The 17,908-nt window shown below is 55.4% G+C and carries 18 protein-coding genes; 13 read left to right on the top strand and 5 right to left on the bottom strand.

Translation table 11 applies throughout. The annotated features are described in order from the left end of the window. Window positions 1-22: 22 nt before the first annotated feature. Genes JKA62_RS00805 through JKA62_RS00790 form a run of 4 tightly spaced genes read right to left on the bottom strand, consistent with a single transcriptional unit; the run spans window position 23 to window position 3,208 of the window. A complete protein-coding gene (locus JKA62_RS00805) occupies window positions 23-781 on the bottom strand; it encodes an ABC transporter ATP-binding protein (RefSeq protein ID WP_011335361.1) in 759 nt (252 codons plus the stop codon). After that, on the bottom strand, window positions 778-1,575 hold the full coding sequence (locus JKA62_RS00800) for an ABC transporter permease (RefSeq protein WP_011335360.1): 798 nt from the start codon (window positions 1,573-1,575) through the stop codon (window positions 778-780). Before JKA62_RS00800 ends, JKA62_RS00805 begins: the two co-directional genes overlap by 4 nt. Then, window positions 1,572-2,084 (bottom strand): GNAT family N-acetyltransferase, encoded by a 513-nt coding sequence (locus tag JKA62_RS00795; protein ID WP_011335359.1) that lies wholly within the window; start codon window positions 2,082-2,084, stop codon window positions 1,572-1,574. Before JKA62_RS00795 ends, JKA62_RS00800 begins: the two co-directional genes overlap by 4 nt. Beyond that, complete coding sequence (locus tag JKA62_RS00790; protein ID WP_011335358.1) at window positions 2,081-3,208, bottom strand: DegT/DnrJ/EryC1/StrS family aminotransferase; 1,128 nt, start codon at window positions 3,206-3,208, stop codon at window positions 2,081-2,083. Before JKA62_RS00790 ends, JKA62_RS00795 begins: the two co-directional genes overlap by 4 nt. Before the next feature lie 835 nt (window positions 3,209-4,043). On the opposite strand from JKA62_RS00790, the gene JKA62_RS00785 reads away from it, so the two are divergent. From JKA62_RS00785 to JKA62_RS00745, 9 genes are all read left to right on the top strand, one after another. Continuing rightward, window positions 4,044-4,328, top strand: a complete 285-nt coding sequence (locus tag JKA62_RS00785; protein WP_011335357.1) for a hypothetical protein — start codon at window positions 4,044-4,046, stop codon at window positions 4,326-4,328. 177 nt (window positions 4,329-4,505) lie between these two features. After that, complete coding sequence (gene ihfB / locus JKA62_RS00780; protein ID WP_011335356.1) at window positions 4,506-4,802, top strand: integration host factor subunit beta; 297 nt, start codon at window positions 4,506-4,508, stop codon at window positions 4,800-4,802. Between the two features lie 27 nt (window positions 4,803-4,829). Further along, a complete protein-coding gene (locus JKA62_RS00775) occupies window positions 4,830-5,069 on the top strand; it encodes a lipopolysaccharide assembly protein LapA domain-containing protein (RefSeq protein ID WP_041475389.1) in 240 nt (79 codons plus the stop codon). Window positions 5,070-5,296: 227 nt separating this feature from the next. Beyond that, a complete protein-coding gene (rfbB, locus tag JKA62_RS00770) occupies window positions 5,297-6,373 on the top strand; it encodes a dTDP-glucose 4,6-dehydratase (RefSeq protein ID WP_011335354.1) in 1,077 nt (358 codons plus the stop codon). Continuing rightward, window positions 6,370-7,263 (top strand): dTDP-4-dehydrorhamnose reductase, encoded by an 894-nt coding sequence (gene rfbD, locus JKA62_RS00765; RefSeq protein WP_011335353.1) that lies wholly within the window; start codon window positions 6,370-6,372, stop codon window positions 7,261-7,263. Before rfbB ends, rfbD begins: the two co-directional genes overlap by 4 nt. Then, window positions 7,260-8,150 (top strand): glucose-1-phosphate thymidylyltransferase RfbA, encoded by an 891-nt coding sequence (rfbA, locus tag JKA62_RS00760; RefSeq protein WP_011335352.1) that lies wholly within the window; start codon window positions 7,260-7,262, stop codon window positions 8,148-8,150. Before rfbD ends, rfbA begins: the two co-directional genes overlap by 4 nt. Before the next feature lie 53 nt (window positions 8,151-8,203). Then, window positions 8,204-9,127 (top strand): glycosyltransferase, encoded by a 924-nt coding sequence (locus tag JKA62_RS00755; RefSeq protein WP_011335351.1) that lies wholly within the window; start codon window positions 8,204-8,206, stop codon window positions 9,125-9,127. Next, on the top strand, window positions 9,124-10,086 hold the full coding sequence (locus JKA62_RS00750; protein ID WP_011335350.1) for a UDP-glucose 4-epimerase family protein: 963 nt from the start codon (window positions 9,124-9,126) through the stop codon (window positions 10,084-10,086). The genes JKA62_RS00755 and JKA62_RS00750 overlap by 4 nt, the downstream gene beginning before the upstream one ends. Further along, entirely contained in the window at window positions 10,083-11,093 is a 1,011-nt protein-coding gene (locus JKA62_RS00745) for an MraY family glycosyltransferase (protein WP_011335349.1), read from the top strand. The genes JKA62_RS00750 and JKA62_RS00745 overlap by 4 nt, the downstream gene beginning before the upstream one ends. 39 nt (window positions 11,094-11,132) lie before the next feature. On the opposite strand, the gene JKA62_RS00740 is transcribed toward JKA62_RS00745, so the two are convergent. Further along, a complete protein-coding gene (locus JKA62_RS00740) occupies window positions 11,133-12,122 on the bottom strand; it encodes a glycosyltransferase family 2 protein (RefSeq protein WP_011335348.1) in 990 nt (329 codons plus the stop codon). Between the two features lie 296 nt (window positions 12,123-12,418). Here JKA62_RS00740 and JKA62_RS00735 point away from each other — a divergent pair, with 296 nt between their 5' ends. The 4 genes from JKA62_RS00735 (at window position 12,419) to JKA62_RS00720 (ending at window position 17,899) form a co-directional block, all read left to right on the top strand. After that, window positions 12,419-14,413 carry a polysaccharide biosynthesis protein gene (locus JKA62_RS00735; RefSeq protein WP_011335347.1) on the top strand — a complete coding sequence of 665 codons (1,995 nt, stop codon included), beginning with the start codon at window positions 12,419-12,421 and terminating at the stop codon, window positions 14,411-14,413. 445 nt (window positions 14,414-14,858) lie between these two features. Beyond that, window positions 14,859-15,677: an ABC transporter permease gene (locus tag JKA62_RS00730; protein ID WP_011335345.1), complete on the top strand. Its 819-nt coding sequence runs from the start codon at window positions 14,859-14,861 to the stop codon at window positions 15,675-15,677. Next, a complete protein-coding gene (locus tag JKA62_RS00725; protein ID WP_011335344.1) occupies window positions 15,667-16,983 on the top strand; it encodes an ABC transporter ATP-binding protein in 1,317 nt (438 codons plus the stop codon). The genes JKA62_RS00730 and JKA62_RS00725 overlap by 11 nt, the downstream gene beginning before the upstream one ends. Beyond that, window positions 16,970-17,899 carry a methyltransferase domain-containing protein gene (locus JKA62_RS00720; RefSeq protein ID WP_011335343.1) on the top strand — a complete coding sequence of 310 codons (930 nt, stop codon included), beginning with the start codon at window positions 16,970-16,972 and terminating at the stop codon, window positions 17,897-17,899. Before JKA62_RS00725 ends, JKA62_RS00720 begins: the two co-directional genes overlap by 14 nt. Window positions 17,900-17,908 lie beyond the last annotated feature (9 nt).

Raw genomic sequence — 17,908 nt, 5'->3', positions numbered from 1 at the left:
TGGCCGGAAAAGGTTGAGATTTTTATTGAGCGTTGGTGTGCGCTTCGTTGTAACGCTTGACGATTTCGTCGGTCGGGCCATCCGCGACAATCTGGCCTTTATGCAGCCACACCGTGCGGGTGCAGAAGTCATTCAGCAGATTGAAGTTATGGGTGGTGAACACCAGGATTTTTCCCTGTTCCATAAATTCGAACATGCGGCGTTTGGCTTTTTCCGCGAAGGAAATGTCACCGGCGCCCATGACTTCGTCGATCAGCAGGATTTCCGGGTTGATGCTGGTCGACACGGCAAATGCCAGACGAATGAACATCCCGGAGGAGTAAGTACGTACCGGGTAGTCGAGAAAGTCGCCGAGCTCAGTGAACGCGGCGATTTCCGGCAGCTTTTCTTCGATGGCATCGGCGGACATGCCCAGCAACAGTCCGCGAATACGGATGTTGTCCCAGCCCGACTGATTCATCTCGAAACCGGTGGCGAACTCGAACATCGGGCAGACGTGCCCTTTGATCGAAACCGATCCTGCGGTGGGCGGATAAATGTCCGCCATGACTTTGAGCAAGGTGCTCTTGCCGGCGCCATTGAGCCCGATCAGCCCGACACGCTCACCATGGTTGATTTCCAGGTTGATGCCTTTGAGCGCTTCGATACGATAGTTGGTGGCCGTATCGACATTGCGCGTCAGCAACTTGCGCTTGAGCCAGCTTTTCAGTCCCTCTTCACTGCTGAGTGCACCTTCGAAGGTGATGTCAACGTTTTTCAGAATCAGCGATGCACGAGTCATAAGAGGAAAACCACACGAGAATCAAGCTTGTAGGCGACAAGCAAAGCGGCTACCCAGGTGGCCAGTACATACACACCGGCGTACAGGTAGTTTTCCGGCAGGGCAAGTTCACCCTGAATGATGGGGTGTCGTACCACGTCGATGAGGTAATAGAGCGGGTTGAACTGATAGATGAACCCAAGTCCTTTCTCATGGAGCAGTTTGATCGGGAACATGATCGGCGTGATGAAGAACATCATCTGCAGCATGACGGCCATGGCATGGGGAAAGTCGCGAAAACGTGCGCCCAGATAGGCGCTGACCGCGATATGACCCAGTGCCGCCATGATCAGCAGGGCCAGCCCCGGAAGAGCGTACAGCCAGCCGAGCGGAGTGATCTCGTTGAAGAACAGTTGCACGGGGATCACGACGGCAATGCCGATCAACAATACGATCACGCTCGAGATCAGCGTTCTCAGCAGGTAAATCTGCTTTGGATAGGAGAACTGTTTTATGTAGCCCTCGGCCCTGACGAACGTGGCGCTGGCATCGGTGATCGATGCCACGATAAAGCCCCAAAGGGCGAAACCGCAGGCCAGGTAAGGCAGAAACTCGTGAACAGGTTGGCCGAACAGCAGACCGTAGATGAGCCCGACACCCGTCACAAAAAAACCGGTCGTCAGCACGATCCACAGGGGACCGAAGAATGACCGGTGAAATTTTGCCTTGATGTCCTGAACGCCCAGGTAAGTCCAGACGCGCCACATTTTCAATGCGCGCGTGCTATCGATAAACAGCCTCGTGACACTCGTCATTCAGTTCTCGCCTGTTTTTTTCGAAGGCCCATTCTGATGAGGCCGTCGTAACGCTGCTCTTCACAAAAACCGTGTTTGCGGTAAAGGTGAATGGCGCGATCGTTGGTCTCGATGACTTCGAGAAAGACATAGTCCAGATCAAGCGTGTGCCAGCAGATATCCAGCAGTACACCACAGGCACGACCGATATGGCCGCGACCCGCCTGATCGGCGTCAACCAGAAAACGACCGACTTCAGCGGTGCGGTTCTGCCAGTCGATGCCATAGACGGACGCCTGGCCGACCAGCTTGCCGTCTGCTTCGACGACAAACAGAAAGTCGGTCTCGCTCGGCTGATAACGCTGATGAAACCAGTTGGCATGCTGCTCGTAAGTGAGAGGCGTCGAAGTTTTGAACCAGACACGTGCCTCGTCCCGGTTTCTCCAGGACAAGGTCTCGTGCAGGTCACTCTCTTCGATCAAGCGAAGGCGCATTGCGCCTTCATCAAACGAGGGGAGTGAGCGCTTCATTTTGCGTAGCGGATCAGCAGTTCGCACACGGTGTCGACGTCGGCACGGGTCAGCCCCAGATGCATCGGCAGCGACAGGATTTCCTGGCTGGCCTTGGCTGCATTCGGGCAGGTGCCGGCACCGAACGAATACATCGAGTACTCGGTGTTATCGCGGTAGTGCACGCCCGGGTAGATCTGGTGCTCGTTCAGCGCGAGCATCAGAGCATCGCGATCCTTGACGCGAATCTGCAGCAGGTGGGTCGAGGACTCGCAACCTGGTGTTACGTTGACGATGTCGATCTTGGTCTGGCCGGCCAGGTTCTCACGGTACCAGCTCGCCAGCTGACGACGGTAGGCGTTGTCCAGGTCCAGGTATTTGAGCTGAACCAGGCCCATGGCCGCCATGATCGAGTTGCCGTGGTATTTGTAGCCCAGCTCTTCAACGTCGTACATCCACTTGTACGCGCCTTGTGCGGCGGTGCGAGCGAAGGTGTCTTTGTTGATGCCCAGCCAGCTCAGCTTGCGAACCCGCTCGTCGTCTTCTTTACTCTTGAAGCAGATCATGCCGGAGTCGGCGGTCGGCAGGTTTTTCACAGCCTGGAAGCTGAACACGACGCAGTCGGCTTCTTGGCCAACATGTTTGCCGTTGACGCGAGTGCCTGCCATGTGGGCGGCATCCAGGATCAGCTTGATGTCGTGCTCTTTGCAGATTTCGACGATTTTCTGGTACTGGCCGATGTTGCCACCGATGCCGACAAAGATCAGAGCCTTGGTTTTTGGCGTGATGCGCTCGATAACGCTTTCCGGGTCAAGGCACAGCGATGCGTCGACGTCCGCGAATACAGGCTTCATGCCCGCATACAGAATGGCGTGGTTGGTCGAAATGAAGGTCAGTGGCGTGGTGATGACTTCATCTTCATCGCTCCAGCCGAACTTGGTCTTGTACAGTTCTACTGCCAGGTGCAGGCCAACGGTGTTGGAGCTCAGGAAGTGGGCATTCGGCAAACCAGTATAGGTTTTCCATTCCTCTTCCATGGTCGCGGTTTTGAAGCCGAGACCGGTCCAGCCTTTTTCGAGGCATTCGCGAATGGCAGCGAGGCATTCATCAATACGGAATTTTGGTACGAACAGCTGAATCGACATGGAATGTCCTTATAGGTAGATCAGGCTACAAACTGGGGGGTTGCCTTACTTACCGATCGAGGTTGTGCAAGAGTTGGGCGTATGAACCTGGATCAATGCGGTGACATCGACACCAGATCGCAATTTTTTTGAGGGTGGATCCGGTCAAGCTGGGTATCGCGGTGCTGGCAGATATGTGAACTCCATGTCTCGACTCCAGTAAAAGCTGGAGAAAAGTCTTCTCACAGGTGAACGTCAGTTTTTGCAATGACTCTGCTGGCCTCGCAACGTCAGAAACACGTATACGCTTTTGAGCCAAACCTCGGCATTCGAGCTGCGGAGGCTTTGAAAAACTTCGTGAGTTGCCTATATGCAAGGTAAAACATCAGCGCTTTTCGTGGGGGCCAAGTCGGCTTTTTCATCACTTAACTCGTGACTTTTCCGATGATGCGTACAGGTTTTTCCTACGCTTGGCGCGGCGATAATAACCATTTATGACGGTCTAGACCATCATTGGGATCCGACTGGTATCGGTTCTCGTCTGAAAGTGGATTGCATTTCGCGCCCCCGTGGCGGCAGGTTTGGGGCGTGACAGGCTGTGCTTTTGTGGTGTTTGGAAGTGTTCATTGAATTATTTTGTAACAAGAATGGGGTAAGGTTTTAAGGGGGTTGGTCGGGCTGAATCCGTCTTTTTTCTCGTGAGGCGTGCGTCCCGTTCTGCCTGAGGTGAAATGGGCTTTTTCAAGTGACGGGCATTAAAAAGGAAACCAAGTTCGGTGCCTTGTGGTCTTTTCTGGACGGGGCGGATCTGAGCTGCCTTTGCAGGGTGTTGGTTGTGTCGGGGGTAGGTAGGGGGATGAACAGGTTTATCGTTGTTGCGATGTTGCTGATCCTGGCGGGCTGTACAACCAACAGTAAAACCCATGTCGTTCGTGGCGAAACCGGTGTACGTATCGATTGTTCGGGGCTTGGCTCCAGTTGGGAGAAGTGCGAAAAGCGTGCGGCTCGCGAGTGTCCGGCGAAGGGGTACAAGGTCGTGGCCAGGTCCAGTGATTCCAAGGAGGACGCCGAGGACTATCCATTCGGCTGGAACCCGGCCGGATACCTGACGCGAACGATGTTTGTGATCTGCAAACCGTGAAAAACACTGCCGGGACGGGGTCGGAGTTCCTGAGGTTCGGGCTGGCGCCCGCCGCGGCTCCGGGCCCTGTAAAGTTGAACTTGCGGGTTCGTCAATACTCAGGCTGTTCAAAATCTTCAGCGCATGCTAAAACCCTTTGTAGCGCGGATCTAGCTGCTTGAAAAAGAAGGGAAAAACATGACGAAGTCGGAGTTGATCGAACGAATTGTCACCCATCAAGGGCTGCTCTCATCCAAAGATGTGGAGTTGGCCATCAAGACCATGCTTGAGCAAATGTCCCAATGCCTTGCTACCGGTGATCGCATAGAGATCCGCGGGTTTGGCAGCTTCTCCCTGCACTATCGCGCACCGCGTGTTGGGCGGAACCCGAAAACCGGGCAATCCGTCAGCCTTGACGGTAAGTTCGTTCCACATTTCAAGCCGGGCAAGGAGTTGCGTGACCGCGTGAACGAGGAAGAGGAGGGCGAGCTTTGATTTCGTCGAGATTTCGGAGTGTCGGTCATGCGTAACTTCAAGCGTGCAGGCTTCGTCGTATTTTTCCTGTTATTGGTCCTGATGCTGCTGGCATTTGTCCTTGAGAATCAACAATCGGTCTCGTTGCTGTTTCTGGGATGGGCGGGGCCCCAGTTGCCTGTCTCTTTGATCGTGGTGCTGGCATTGCTGGCGGGCATGATAGTTGGCCCGCTTATAAGAGGTATTCTACGTATTGTGCCGCGTGTTTCACGCAAGCGGCCTGTTTAAGGCCGATGCCCTTCAGACGTGCGTATGAAATTGCACAGCAGCTTGTCCATATCCATTAGTAAATCTTCCGGTAAACTGTAAAATGCTACGCCGTTCCGATGGTGGTTATCCCTGTCGGTGCAGGCTGTTTCTATCGAAAGCCTCCGCAAAGTTGATGGCTTTTGCATTCATGGATCAGGCAGGGCCCGGTTGGCGGTCCTCTCAGTAACTCAAGGGTATGGTTTCGCGTGAAAATTCTAGTCACCGGCGGTGCAGGTTTTATCGGTTCGGCAGTCATCCGACACATCATTTCCAATACCACCGACTCCGTTGTCAATGTCGATAAGCTCACCTATGCCGGCAACCTTGAGTCGCTCGCCGAAGTCAGCCAGGATTCGCGTTACGCATTCGAGCGAGTCGATATCTGTGATCGTGATCAGATCGACCGTGTTCTGCGTGAACATCAACCAGATGCCATCATGCACCTGGCGGCCGAATCCCACGTCGATCGTTCCATTTCCGGCCCGTCCGAGTTTATCCAGACCAATATCATTGGCACCTACACTCTTCTCGAAGCGGCCCGCCACTACTGGGCGGCCCTCGATGATCAACGCAAGGCCGCTTTCCGTTTTCACCATATCTCCACCGACGAAGTTTACGGAGACCTTGAGGGTCCCGAAGATCTCTTCACGGAAACCACGCCGTATCAGCCAAGTTCGCCTTACTCGGCCAGCAAGGCCAGCTCCGACCACCTGGTTCGCGCCTGGGCTCGTACCTATGGCCTGCCAACGCTCGTTACCAACTGCTCGAACAACTATGGTCCTTGCCACTTCCCCGAGAAGCTGATCCCGCTGATCATTCTCAACGCGCTGGAAGGCAAGCCGCTGCCTGTTTACGGCAAGGGTAACCAGGTGCGTGACTGGCTTTATGTCGAGGATCACGCACGCGCCCTGTACAAGGTCGTGACCGAGGGCGTTATCGGCGAGACCTATAACATTGGCGGCCACAACGAAAAGCAGAACATCGAAGTGGTGAATACCCTTTGCGCCCTGCTTGACGAACTGCGTCCTGACTCCGCTCACCGTCCGCATGCCAGCCTGATCACCTATGTTCAGGATCGTCCGGGACACGATCAGCGTTACGCGATTGACGCCAGTAAAATCCAGCGTGAGCTGGGCTGGACGCCCGAGGAGACCTTTGAAAGTGGAATCCGTAAAACGGTCGAGTGGTATTTGAGCAATACTGAGTGGGTCGCTCACGTGAAGAGTGGCAGCTACCAACAGTGGATTGACCAGAACTACGCAGGTCGTTCGACAAAGGCATGAGAATCCTCCTTCTAGGAAAAAATGGCCAGGTGGGCTGGGAGCTGCAACGCTCCCTGGCGCCACTGGGCGAGCTGTTGTCCCTTGATCGTCAAACCGTGGGCGGTTTGTGTGGTGATCTCACTGATCTCGAAGGTCTGCGCGCGACCATTCGCACGGTCAGGCCAGACGTGATCGTTAATGCCGCCGCCTACACTGCCGTAGACAAAGCCGAATCCGAGCGGGAGCTGGTTGATCTGGTGAACGTCAAGGCGGTGCAGGCCTTGGCCGAGGAGGCATTATCCCTGGGCGCATGGCTGGTTCACTATTCAACGGACTACGTTTTCAGCGGAGAGGGCACTACCCCCTGGCTGGAAGACGCTGCAGTTGCACCGGTCAATCACTACGGTGCCAGCAAGTTTGCCGGGGAAGAGGCGGTCGTTGCATCCGGCTGCAAGTACCTGATCTTTCGTCCAAGCTGGATCTACAGTGCTCGCGGCAACAACTTCGCCAAGACCATGCTTCGCCTGGCCAGAGAGCGTGAAGAACTGAATGTGATCAACGATCAGATCGGTGCGCCGACCGGTGCGGATCTGATCGCCGATGTCACTGCACACGCCATTCGCCAGGTTTTGCAGCGCCCGGATCTGGCAGGTGTCTACCACCTGGCGGCGGCGGGTGAGGTGTCATGGCATGGCTATGCCCAACATGTTGTCGAAGTGGCGAAAGCGCATGGCGAGACGCTGGCTGTGATGTCGATCAATCCGATTGAAACGGCAGCCTATTCGACGCCTGCGCGTCGTCCCCGGAATTCGCGATTGAATACCCGGAAGCTGCGTGACAATTTTTCTCTACACTTGCCGGATTGGCAAAGTGGTGTAACCCGAATGCTTATGGAAGTTCTGAATAAATGACCACGACAAATCGTAAAGGCATCATCCTCGCTGGCGGCTCGGGCACTCGTCTGCATCCGTTGACCCTTGGTGTTTCCAAGCAGATGTTGCCGATTTACGACAAGCCGATGATCTTCTATCCGTTGTCGGTACTGATGCTGGCCGGCATGCGTGAAATCCTGATTATCTCCACGCCGGAAGATTTGCCCTGTTTCAAGAAGCTGCTGGGTGACGGCAGCCTGTACGGTATCAAGTTGAGCTATGCCGAACAGCCATCTCCGGATGGTCTGGCGCAGGCGTTCATCATCGGCGAAGAGTTCATCGGCAAGGATCCTTGCTGCCTGATTCTGGGCGACAACATCTTTTACGGTCAGCACTTCTCGGACAATCTGCGTTCTGCCAGTGCCCAGGCGTCCGGTGCTACCGTGTTTGGCTACCACGTTTCCGATCCGGAGCGTTTCGGTGTCGTCGAGTTCGACAAGACGGGCCAGGCACTGAGTATTGAAGAGAAGCCACTGAAGCCGAAGTCCAACTACGCTGTTACCGGCTTGTACTTCTACGACAACGATGTGGTCAAGATCGCCAAAGGCATCAAGCCATCGGAGCGCGGAGAGCTGGAAATCACCGACGTCAACCGTGCCTATCTCGAGCAGAAGTCGCTCAAGGTGGAGATGTTGGGTCGTGGTTTTGCGTGGCTCGACACCGGTACGCATGACTCGCTGCTTGAGGCCAGTCACTTCGTTCATACGATCGAGCAGCGTCAGGGCTTGAAAGTGGCATGTCTCGAAGAGATCGCCTATCACAATGGCTGGATCACTGCCGAGCAGCTGTCCGCTCAGGCCGACGCGTTGAAGAAAACCGGATACGGGCAATACCTGCAGAAACTGCTGGATTCACCTGCTCACTGATTGGAAATTCGTTTTCCTTTCAATGCTGCGTTCAACCGGTAAGCAGGATAGGCATGCCAGTAAACCCTCCTAAAGTTGCCGTGTTGCTGGCGGCCTACAACGGCATGCAATGGATCGAGGAGCAACTTTGCTCGATCCTTTCTCAGACAGGCGTTGATGTGACTATTCACATCAGCGTCGATCCCTCCAATGATGGCACCGAATCCTGGTGCGCATCGTTCGCCGCTCGGCATTCGAATGTCGTTCTGTTGCCGCCGGCAGGGCGTTTCGGAGGAGCATCGCGCAACTTCTTTCGTTTGATGCGTGATGTCGAGCTGGGCGCTTACGATTATGTCGCTTTCGCCGATCAGGACGACATATGGCGTCTCGACAAGCTGGAGCGTGCCTGCCGTTTGTTGCGCCAGCAGAGCGCGGACGCTTACTCGAGCAATGTGTCGGCTTTCTGGCCTGATGGTCGTACTCACTTGCTGGACAAGGCTCAGGCTCAAGTCGAATGGGATTATCTGTTCGAGGCTGCCGGCCCCGGCTGCACTTATGTTTTCACTCGGTCATTGGCAGGCGCGATCAAGGCGTCCATGGTTGCCAACTGGCAGGCGTTGCAGGAGGTCAGTCTGCATGACTGGTATTGCTATGCATTTGCCCGAAGTCATCGGTATTCATGGGTGATCGATCCTGAATCGACCCTGCAATACCGGCAGCATGAGCGCAATCAGGTCGGTGCCAACACTGGGCTCGGTTCATTGGTTGTCCGGTACAAGAAAATCCACAACGGTTGGTGGTTTTCCCAGGCTCGACTGATCGCCCTGCTGGTTGGTAAGGAGCAGGATCCTTTCGTTCGTGGCTGGCAGGATTTGCGACGCTGGCAGTTACTGAAGCTGTCCCTGAGTGCCTGCAGGTGCCGGCGCCGGGGCAGGGACAAGTTGTTCTTTTTCTTCGTGTGCTGGCTGACCGCGCTGGTTGGAAACAAGGCCGAATGAACATGCCAAGAGTGTTGGTAACCGGCGCCAGAGGATTTGTCGGTGAGGCGGTGGTCTTCAGGTTGCTGCTTGATCGGCGAGTGGTTCCGGTGGCTGCCGCCAGGGGCGAGACGCGTCTCAAGGGTTTGTGTCCGATTGTGTCGCTGGAGCTCGGCGATCAAGCTGCGCTTCCTGATTTGAACGGCATTGACGTCATTGTGCATGCCGCTGCGCGGGTGCACGTCATGGACGATTCGTCCTCTGATCCGCTGGCGGAATATCGGCGGGTGAATGTCGATGGGACCCTCCAGCTGGCGCAGCAGGCCTCAGCGGCGGGCGTCAAACGGTTTATTTTCATCAGCAGTATCAAGGTCAATGGCGAGCAGACCGAGCCTGATCGGCCATTTACTGCGCTGGATCGGCCCATGCCGAAAGACCCGTATGGCGTTTCCAAGCTGGAGGCGGAGCTTGCCTTGCAAAAGCTCGCTCAGGAGACCGGCATGGAAGTGGTCATCATCCGGCCGCCGTTGGTCTACGGGCCGGGAGTCCGGGCAAACTTTCTCAGCATGATGCGCTGGCTCGATAAAGGCGTGCCGTTGCCGTTCGGTGCGATCGATAATCGTCGAAGTCTGGTTTCGCTGACCAATCTTGTCGATCTCGTGGTGACCTGTATCGATCACCCGAAGGCTGCGGGGCAGGTGTTTCTTGTCAGTGATGGCGAGGATCTGTCGACGACCACGCTCTTGAGCGGCATGGCGCGTGCGCTCGGGAAAACAGCGGCGCTGGTGCCGCTCCCTGCGGTATTGCTGACATGGCCTGCCAAGCTGCTTGGAAAAGGAGCGTTGGCGCAGAGGCTCTGTGGCTCCTTGCAAGTCGATATCAGGCATACACGAGAGGTGTTGGGTTGGACACCTCCCTCTAGGGTGGAGAGGGCATTGCGCCAGACCGCTGACTACTACCTGGATACCAAGAACAGATGATTTTCTGGAGTATTTTGCTTGTCGTTTTTCTCCTGTCCTGGGGGTTGACGCTGGTCTTGCGGCGTTACGCGCTGGCCAGAAGCCTGATGGATGTGCCGAATGAGCGCAGTTCCCATTCGATTCCAACGCCCAGGGGAGGCGGTGTTGCGATTGTGGTGGCATTTGCCCTGGCTTTGCCGTTGCTGGTCGCGGCAGGGCTTTTCGAACAGGCCGCGATGATCGGTATTCTGGGCGCCGGATTGTTGGTTGCAGTGATTGGCTTCGCCGATGATCACGGACATATCGCTGCCCGTTGGCGTCTGCTTGGGCACTTTATTGCTGCCGGCTGGGCGTTGTTCTGGATCAAGGGTCTGGCGCCTGTCCCATTGTTTGGCGCACTGGTTGACCTGCGATTGCTTGGCGACCTGCTTGCCGTGATCTATCTGGTGTGGATGCTCAATCTGTATAACTTCATGGATGGCATTGACGGCCTGGCCAGTGCTGAAGCCATCAGTGTCTGTCTGGCGGTCTGCGTTGTTTACGGCTGGTGCGGCCATCCCGACTTGATCGGTGGCGCGCTGGTTCTGGCTGCGGCTGTCGCCGGTTTTCTTTGCTGGAATTTCCCGCCTGCACGGATCTTCATGGGGGATGCGGGCAGCGGGTTTCTCGGCATGGTGCTGGGAGCCATGGCGCTTCAAGCGGCGTGGGAGAAACCGGAGCTGCTGTGGAGTTGGTTGATTCTGTTGGGGGTTTTCATTGTTGACGCTACCTGGACGCTGGTCCGGCGGTTGCTAAAGGGCGACAAGGTGTATCAGGCTCACCGTAGTCATGCCTATCAGCATGCTGCGCAACGCACTTCGAGTCATCTGGCCGTCACATCGGCGGTGGTGGTGATCAACGTGGTCTGGTTGTTGCCATGGGCGTTGCTGGCTGGAACCGGTGTTGTGCCAGGTGTTCTGGGCTGTATGGTCGCCTACGTGCCGTTGGCATTCATCGCCTGGAAGTACAGGGCTGGCCTGGCAGCGTAAATCGTCGTACTGACAGGCGCGGGCCCGTCAGTCGTCCGCTTAGATCTTGTTCATCAGCGTAGCGACGATCAGGCTGATGTTGCCTTTGAGTGTCTGGCGGTGGACTCCGCTTTTTCGCATCCGGTAAAGCCGTCCCGGCAGGCTGCTGCGTCGAGCGGTTTCGAACAGCTCCAGTACCTGCCTGTTTCTGTCGGTCAACCTGTCGCGAACGGTATGCAGGATGCTGAGGTTCTGGGTGCTCCACTGGCTGAAGCGTCCCGTGAACATTTTGCGCAGTCGCAGGATCTGGTTTTTCAGATCGGCGTTGGCGCCGATCAGATTCCCTTCATGCTGACGGTAATGGAGAGAGGGGGTCGGGTCGTAGATTACCCGTCCGCCGCAGCCGGTGACCAGCAAGTAGGTCAGCCAGTCATGTGCGACGACCGGAGCGTCATCGGCTACTCGCAGCAAAAGTGCGCGTGCAGCATTATTGATCAACATTGTGTTGGCGCCGGCGATGCTTTGAACCAGTGCGTTCTCGAAGCAGGGTGTTCGCAGAAACAGAGGCGAATAGCCGATAGGCTCGAGACTTGAATTGACCAGTGCAGTTCGAGAGCAGTACAGGGCGGGGGCATTCCCTTCTTCAGGCAGCAAGTCGAGACTTCGGCTAAGTTTGTTTTTAAACCATATATCGTCTTGGTCGCTGAAACAAAAATAGTCGGCAATGATTGACGGGTTTTTCACAAGTGACAGAAAGTTTCTGGCAAACCCCTTTCGAGGTCCCTGCAGAATGACCAGTCGCTCACTGCCCAGTCGAAGTTGGTAGTCTTTCAATATGTCCAGTGTTTCGTCAGACGAACCGTCATCCGAGACGTAGATTGCCCAGTTCTGATGGGACTGTTCAATAAATGAATCGAGTTGCTCTTTTAGAAAACGCGCGCCGTTATAGGTACAGACCAGAATTGCAATTTTCTTGTTGTTTTGATCAGGCGTATCGGGTGCTGAGGAGTGCTGTATTTCAGGGGTTGATTCTTGGTTCGGCTTGTCCATGAATTTGATCTCTGGCTCCCTGATCATGCAGCGATTCGACATGAAGATATTACGGAAAGAAAAAGGCGTTAACGGCTGGCTTTGATATCGGGCGGGGTCGCTGAGCAGCAGGCGTCGAGCGCCGGAAAAGGGGTGCAGCTTAACAGACGCGCCGGGGTGCTGACGAGCGGTCAGGGCGCAGATGGCGTAACGCGGGGCGCCGGCCGGTCACTTGGCAGTCGTATTCTCTGGTTGAAGGAGGATACAATGCAGGTTGGTTTATAGTTCATGGAGTGGGACGGTGATCGGGCGATTCAATGGATAAAATGCGAGCATTTCTGCTGGGTTTGCCGCGTCGTCAAAAACGACTGCTGCAGGTGGCCACCGACGTCGTTCTCGTCTGGGGGGCGCTGTGGCTGGCATTCATCGTTCGCCTCGGAATCGATGATATGTACAACCCCATCAAAGTGCATGCCTGGCTATTCGTCTGTGCCCCGCTTGTTGCAATACCGCTGTTTATTCGATTTGGCATGTATCGCGCGGTCATGCGCTACTTCGGCAATGATGCACTAATTGCCATCATCAAGGCGGTCAGCCTTTCTTCACTGATACTCGCAGTAGTTGTCTACTGGTACAGCAATCATGAAAGTGTTGTCCCCAGATCCATCATTTTCAACTACTGGTGGCTGAGTCTGGTGATCATTGGCGGATTGCGCCTGTGCATGCGTCAGTATTTCATGGGTGACTGGTTCACCGCAGCCCAGCACGTACCGTTCACCAGTCGCGACGATGGCCTGACCAAGGTGGCGATCTATGGTGCCGGAGTCGCCGGTAATCAGTTGGTCGCGGCTCTGCGAATGGGGCGAGTCATGCGCCCGGTGGCGTTCATCGATGATGATGCGAGTATCGCTGATCGGGCCATTTCGGGTCTGCAGGTCTATAAGCCCAAGCACATTCAGCAAATGATCGACGTGACGGGAGCGCAGGAAATTCTCCTGGCGCTGCCTTCATCCACTCGTGCCCGTCGCCGGGAAATCCTCAATTTGCTGGAAGGATTCCCACTGCATATTCGCAGTGTTCCAAGTTTTACCGACCTGGCCAGCGGCCGGGTGAAGGTCGATGACATTCAGGAAGTCGACATCGCGGACCTGCTGGGGCGCGACTCGGTGCCGGCCCAATCCGATCTGCTGGCTCACTGCATTACCGGCAAAGTGGTGATGGTGACAGGCGCGGGCGGGTCGATCGGTTCGGAGCTCTGCCGGCAAATCTTTCTGCTTGGGCCGATAACGCTTCTGCTGTTCGATCACAGTGAGTTCAATCTATACAGCATTCTGTCCGAGCTCGAACAGCGCATCGCGCGCGAGTCTGTCTCCATTCGTCTACTGCCGATTCTCGGTTCCATCCGGCATCCTCACAAGCTCCTGGATGTCATGAAGACGTGGGGCGTGGACACTGTCTATCACGCGGCCGCCTATAAACATGTGCCCATGGTTGAACACAATATTGCCGAAGGTGTGCTGAATAACGTGATCGGCACCCTCAATACGGCGCAGGCAGCACTGCAGGCAGGTGTTTCCAACTTTGTTCTGATTTCCACCGACAAGGCTGTGCGCCCCACCAATATCATGGGCAGCACCAAGCGACTTGCCGAGCTGACCCTGCAGGCGCTGAGTCGTGAGCTGGCCCCTGTACTGTTCGGCGACAAGGCCAATGTGTCTCGCGTCAACAAGACGCGATTCACCATGGTGCGTTTCGGAAATGTGCTGGGTTCGTCGGGGTCGGTGATTCCGCTGTTCCATAGCCAGATCAAATCCGGCGGTCCGCTGACGGTCACTCATCCCAAGATCACCCGCTATTTCATGACGATCCCGGAAGCCGCGCAGTTGGTGATCCAGGCCGGCTCCATGGGGCAGGGGGGAGATGTCTTTGTGCTGGACATGGGAGAGCCGGTCAAAATTGTCGAGCTCGCTGAAAAGATGATTCACCTGTCCGGCCTCAGTGTGCGTTCGGAAAAGAATGTGCACGGCGATATTGCAATCGAATTCACCGGGTTGCGGCCAGGGGAGAAGCTCTATGAAGAACTCCTGATCGGTGACAATGTTTCGGCGACGCCTCACCCCATGATCATGAGTGCCAACGAGGACCTCATTCCCTGGGACGTGCTCAAGGTTCGGCTGTCGGAATTGCTGGCTGCAGTCGAAAAGGACGACTACTCCCGCGTTCGGCAGATTTTGCGCGAAACCGTCAGTGGCTATGCGCCTGATGGAGAAATTGTCGACTGGATCTATCAGCAGCGTCGCCTCGACCCTTGAACGTGCGCGTGTGAGTAAAGAACGCGTTGCGAGTGATAGCTGATCCGGCCTGTAAGCGTCATTGCCAGCCGCCCGGTTGGTGGAGCCCCAACCGGGCGGCGGTGTTCTCCGATGTCGTTTTACGGTATCCTCGGCGGGCCTTTCTGGCTGGGGTCAGGGCGCTGTTTTTTATATTTGCACAGGATTGCGCGGATGTCCGGATTCAACAAATCTCATGCTTCTCATTGATAATGAAGGCATGGATTTTTCATATTTCGAGAAACTTTCGAACTGTAAACCTTTAGATGCTATTTCGTGGCCATGGACTGCAATAAAAAGGGCGGCGTTGTTGTGAATGTCGCGTTTTTTTGTCGTTCGTTTTTGTATTCAAAGAATGGAAGATGTTTGGTATGACGGGCAGTGCGGTCCAGCGTAAGTTTGGTGTCAACTCAGAGGCCATTGCCTGATGCAAGATTTTTCTACATTACCGCGTGAAATGGTTGCCAGTCTGGTTCGTAACCGGACGTTGATAAGGGCATCTATCAAGCGGGAGGTACTGGGGCGCTATCGTGGATCGGTTCTGGGTGTGCTCTGGTCGTTTTTCAACCCGGTCTTCATGCTGGCTGTCTACACATTTGTCTTCAGTGTTGTATTCAAGGCGCGCTGGAGCGGTGGCAGCGATTCGAAAACCGAGTTTGCCCTGATCCTGTTCGCCGGTCTGATGGTATTCAGCCTGTTTGCGGAATGCATCAACCGGGCGCCGGGCCTTATCGTGTCCAATGCCAACTATGTGAAAAAGGTGGTGTATCCCCTGGAAATTCTTCCCTGGGTAAGCCTCGGCGCAGCCATGTTCCATGCGTTGATCAGCCTGGGTGTGTGGATGCTGGCCTACCTGATTTTCTTCGGCGTGCCACACCTGACGGCTCTGTATCTGCCCCTGGTGATCATGCCCCTGGTGTTGGTGATGATGGGGCTTTCCTGGGGATTGGCGTCTCTGGGAGTCTATTTGCGGGATATCGCGCAGTTCATCGGCATTCTCACTTCCGTGCTGATGTTTCTGTCGCCTATTTTCTATCCGGCCAGTGCGTTGCCCGAGGCGTATCGGCCGGTACTGATGCTTAACCCGTTGACGCCAGTCATCGAGCAGGCCCGGGATGTACTGTTTTTTGGCCGTGCTCCGGATTTTTCAATTATCGGTATTTATTTCCTTATAGGGCTGCTGGTCATGTGGTTAGGCTTTGCCTGGTTCCAGAAAACACGCAAGGGGTTTGCCGATGTCCTCTGATTCGGATATTGCGATCAAGGTTGAAAATCTGAGCAAGTGTTACCAGATTTACGACCAGCCCCACGATCGTCTGAAGCAGTTCCTGGTGAAGGGCCGCAAATTCTATCGAGAGTTCTGGGCGCTCAACGACGTTTCCTTTGAGATCAGGAAAGGTGAGACAGTCGGTATCATCGGTCGTAACGGCAGTGGCAAGTCCACGCTGTTGCAGATGATTTGCGGCACGCTCAATCCAACCAGCGGCAGTGTACAGACCCATGGTCGTATCGCTGCGCTTCTGGAGCTGGGTTCAGGGTTCAACCCCGAGTTCACCGGACGCGAAAACATCTACATGAATGCTGCGGTGCTGGGTTTGAGCACCGAGGAAACCGACGCCCGCTACGACAGAATCGTCGAGTTCGCGGACATCGGCAGCTTTATCGAACAGCCTGTCAAAACCTATTCCAGCGGGATGATGGTGCGTCTGGCGTTCTCGGTGGCGATTCACGTGGAACCGGACATCCTGATCGTCGATGAAGCGTTGTCGGTCGGCGACGCCTACTTCCAGGCCAAGTGCGCAAAAATGATCCAGGGGATCATCGCGGCAGGCTCGACGGTCTTGTTCGTCAGCCATGACACCGCCTCAGTCAAGTCACTTTGCAGTCGGGCCCTGTTGCTCGAGTCCGGGCGAAGTCAGTATCTGGGCGATGTGAACACGGCAGTGGAAAAGTATTACTCTGCCTTGATCGAAAGCCAGCGTGTGGACCGAGGCCCCGAGGAAGTTGTCAAGCAGACTGCGGCGGTGGCGTCGGAATATACCGATGGTGTCGAGTCATTCCAGTCCATGGCCAGTTTTCAGCGGATACAGAACGGTGTTGCCGAATTCATCAACGTAGCGTTGCTGAACGAAAGCGGTCTGATGATCGACACTGTGGACTTCGGGCAGAAGGTGGTGCTGCGCCAGGTAGTGCAGGTCCACAAGTCTGTTCCCAGCCTTGGCCTGGCGTACCACATCCGTGACAAGAATGGGCAGGACATCATCTACTCCGATACCGGTATCGAAGGTAACCGGCATCTGGTCGATGTCAAGGCCGGCAGTGTGCACGTGATTGAGTGGACGTTTACCGCGCATCTGAGAGAAGGACACTACTCTGTTTCTTCCATGCTCGCAGAACCGGTCAATCTGAATATCGGTGAGGTCGTCGTCGCGGACTTTGTTCCCATTTCGACGAAGTTCTCACTTTCCAGCGCGGGACATCCACAGATTTACGGAGCCGCGTACTGGGGTAACAAGGTAAGCATGCGAGAAATCAAAAATGGCACAGACTGATCAGAAACTTCACCTCGGATGTGGCTCGGTCACATTCCCCGGCTGGATCAATATCGATCTTGACTCCCCCACGGCCGATCGATTGCTCGATCTCACTGAGCCATTGCCGTTTGCGGATTCCTCGGTCAGCCATATTTTCAACGAGCATTTCATTGAACATGTCACTCGGGAACAGGCCGTAGCGTTCCTGAAAGAATGCTTTCGGGTACTGACGCCTGGTGGCGCGATTCGGATCACCACGCCCAACCTGCGCTTCCTGACCCACTCCTATTTTTCGGACAGCAAAAACGAGTGGGGCGATCTCTGGCAACCGAATTCGCGATGCCAGATGATGAACGAGGGAATGCGTTCCTGGGGGCATCAGTTTGTCTACGATGCGGAAGAGCTGACCCGGGCGATTGGTGAGGCCGGATTCAAGTCCATTGTCTTTCAGTCGTATCGCAAGAGTGCGGATGAAGTTTTTTCCGGCCTTGAGTCCCGTCCGTTTCACAACGAGCTGATTGTCGAGGCACGCAAGTCTTCGGCCGTTGACGTGGACGTCGATTTTTCCGCGGTCACTGAAAATGAAGCGACCTGGCTTTCAAGCGGCGCCGGCAGCGTACAGGCCAATGAACACGCTTCGGTGCAAATGGCGCTGGAGTCTGCTGCACGCGCGGAGTTCATCGAAGTTCAGTCCGCGCGCATTCGCGAGGTCGAAGCGGAGTTGCTTGCCCAGCAAGCGCTCGTTCAGCAACAGGCCGGCAATGCCGATGCAAGGGTTGCGGAAGTTGCGGGCATCTCCCGATCGCTAGCGGCTCAAGTGCAGGCGAACGAAGCGCTCAAGTCGCAACTCGATGAGGCCAGGGCTGAGCTGCAGGCCTATCAGGCGTCCTGGTGTGGACGCATCAAATCTTTCTTTAACAGAACTGCACAATAAGTTTCGATT

This window comes from Pseudomonas sp. B7 (assembly GCF_016735645.1).
GTDB lineage: Bacteria > Pseudomonadota > Gammaproteobacteria > Pseudomonadales > Pseudomonadaceae > Aquipseudomonas > Aquipseudomonas glycinae.
The sequence above is the reverse complement of the archived record's forward strand: the minus strand, read 5'-3'. Positions and strand labels throughout refer to the sequence as shown.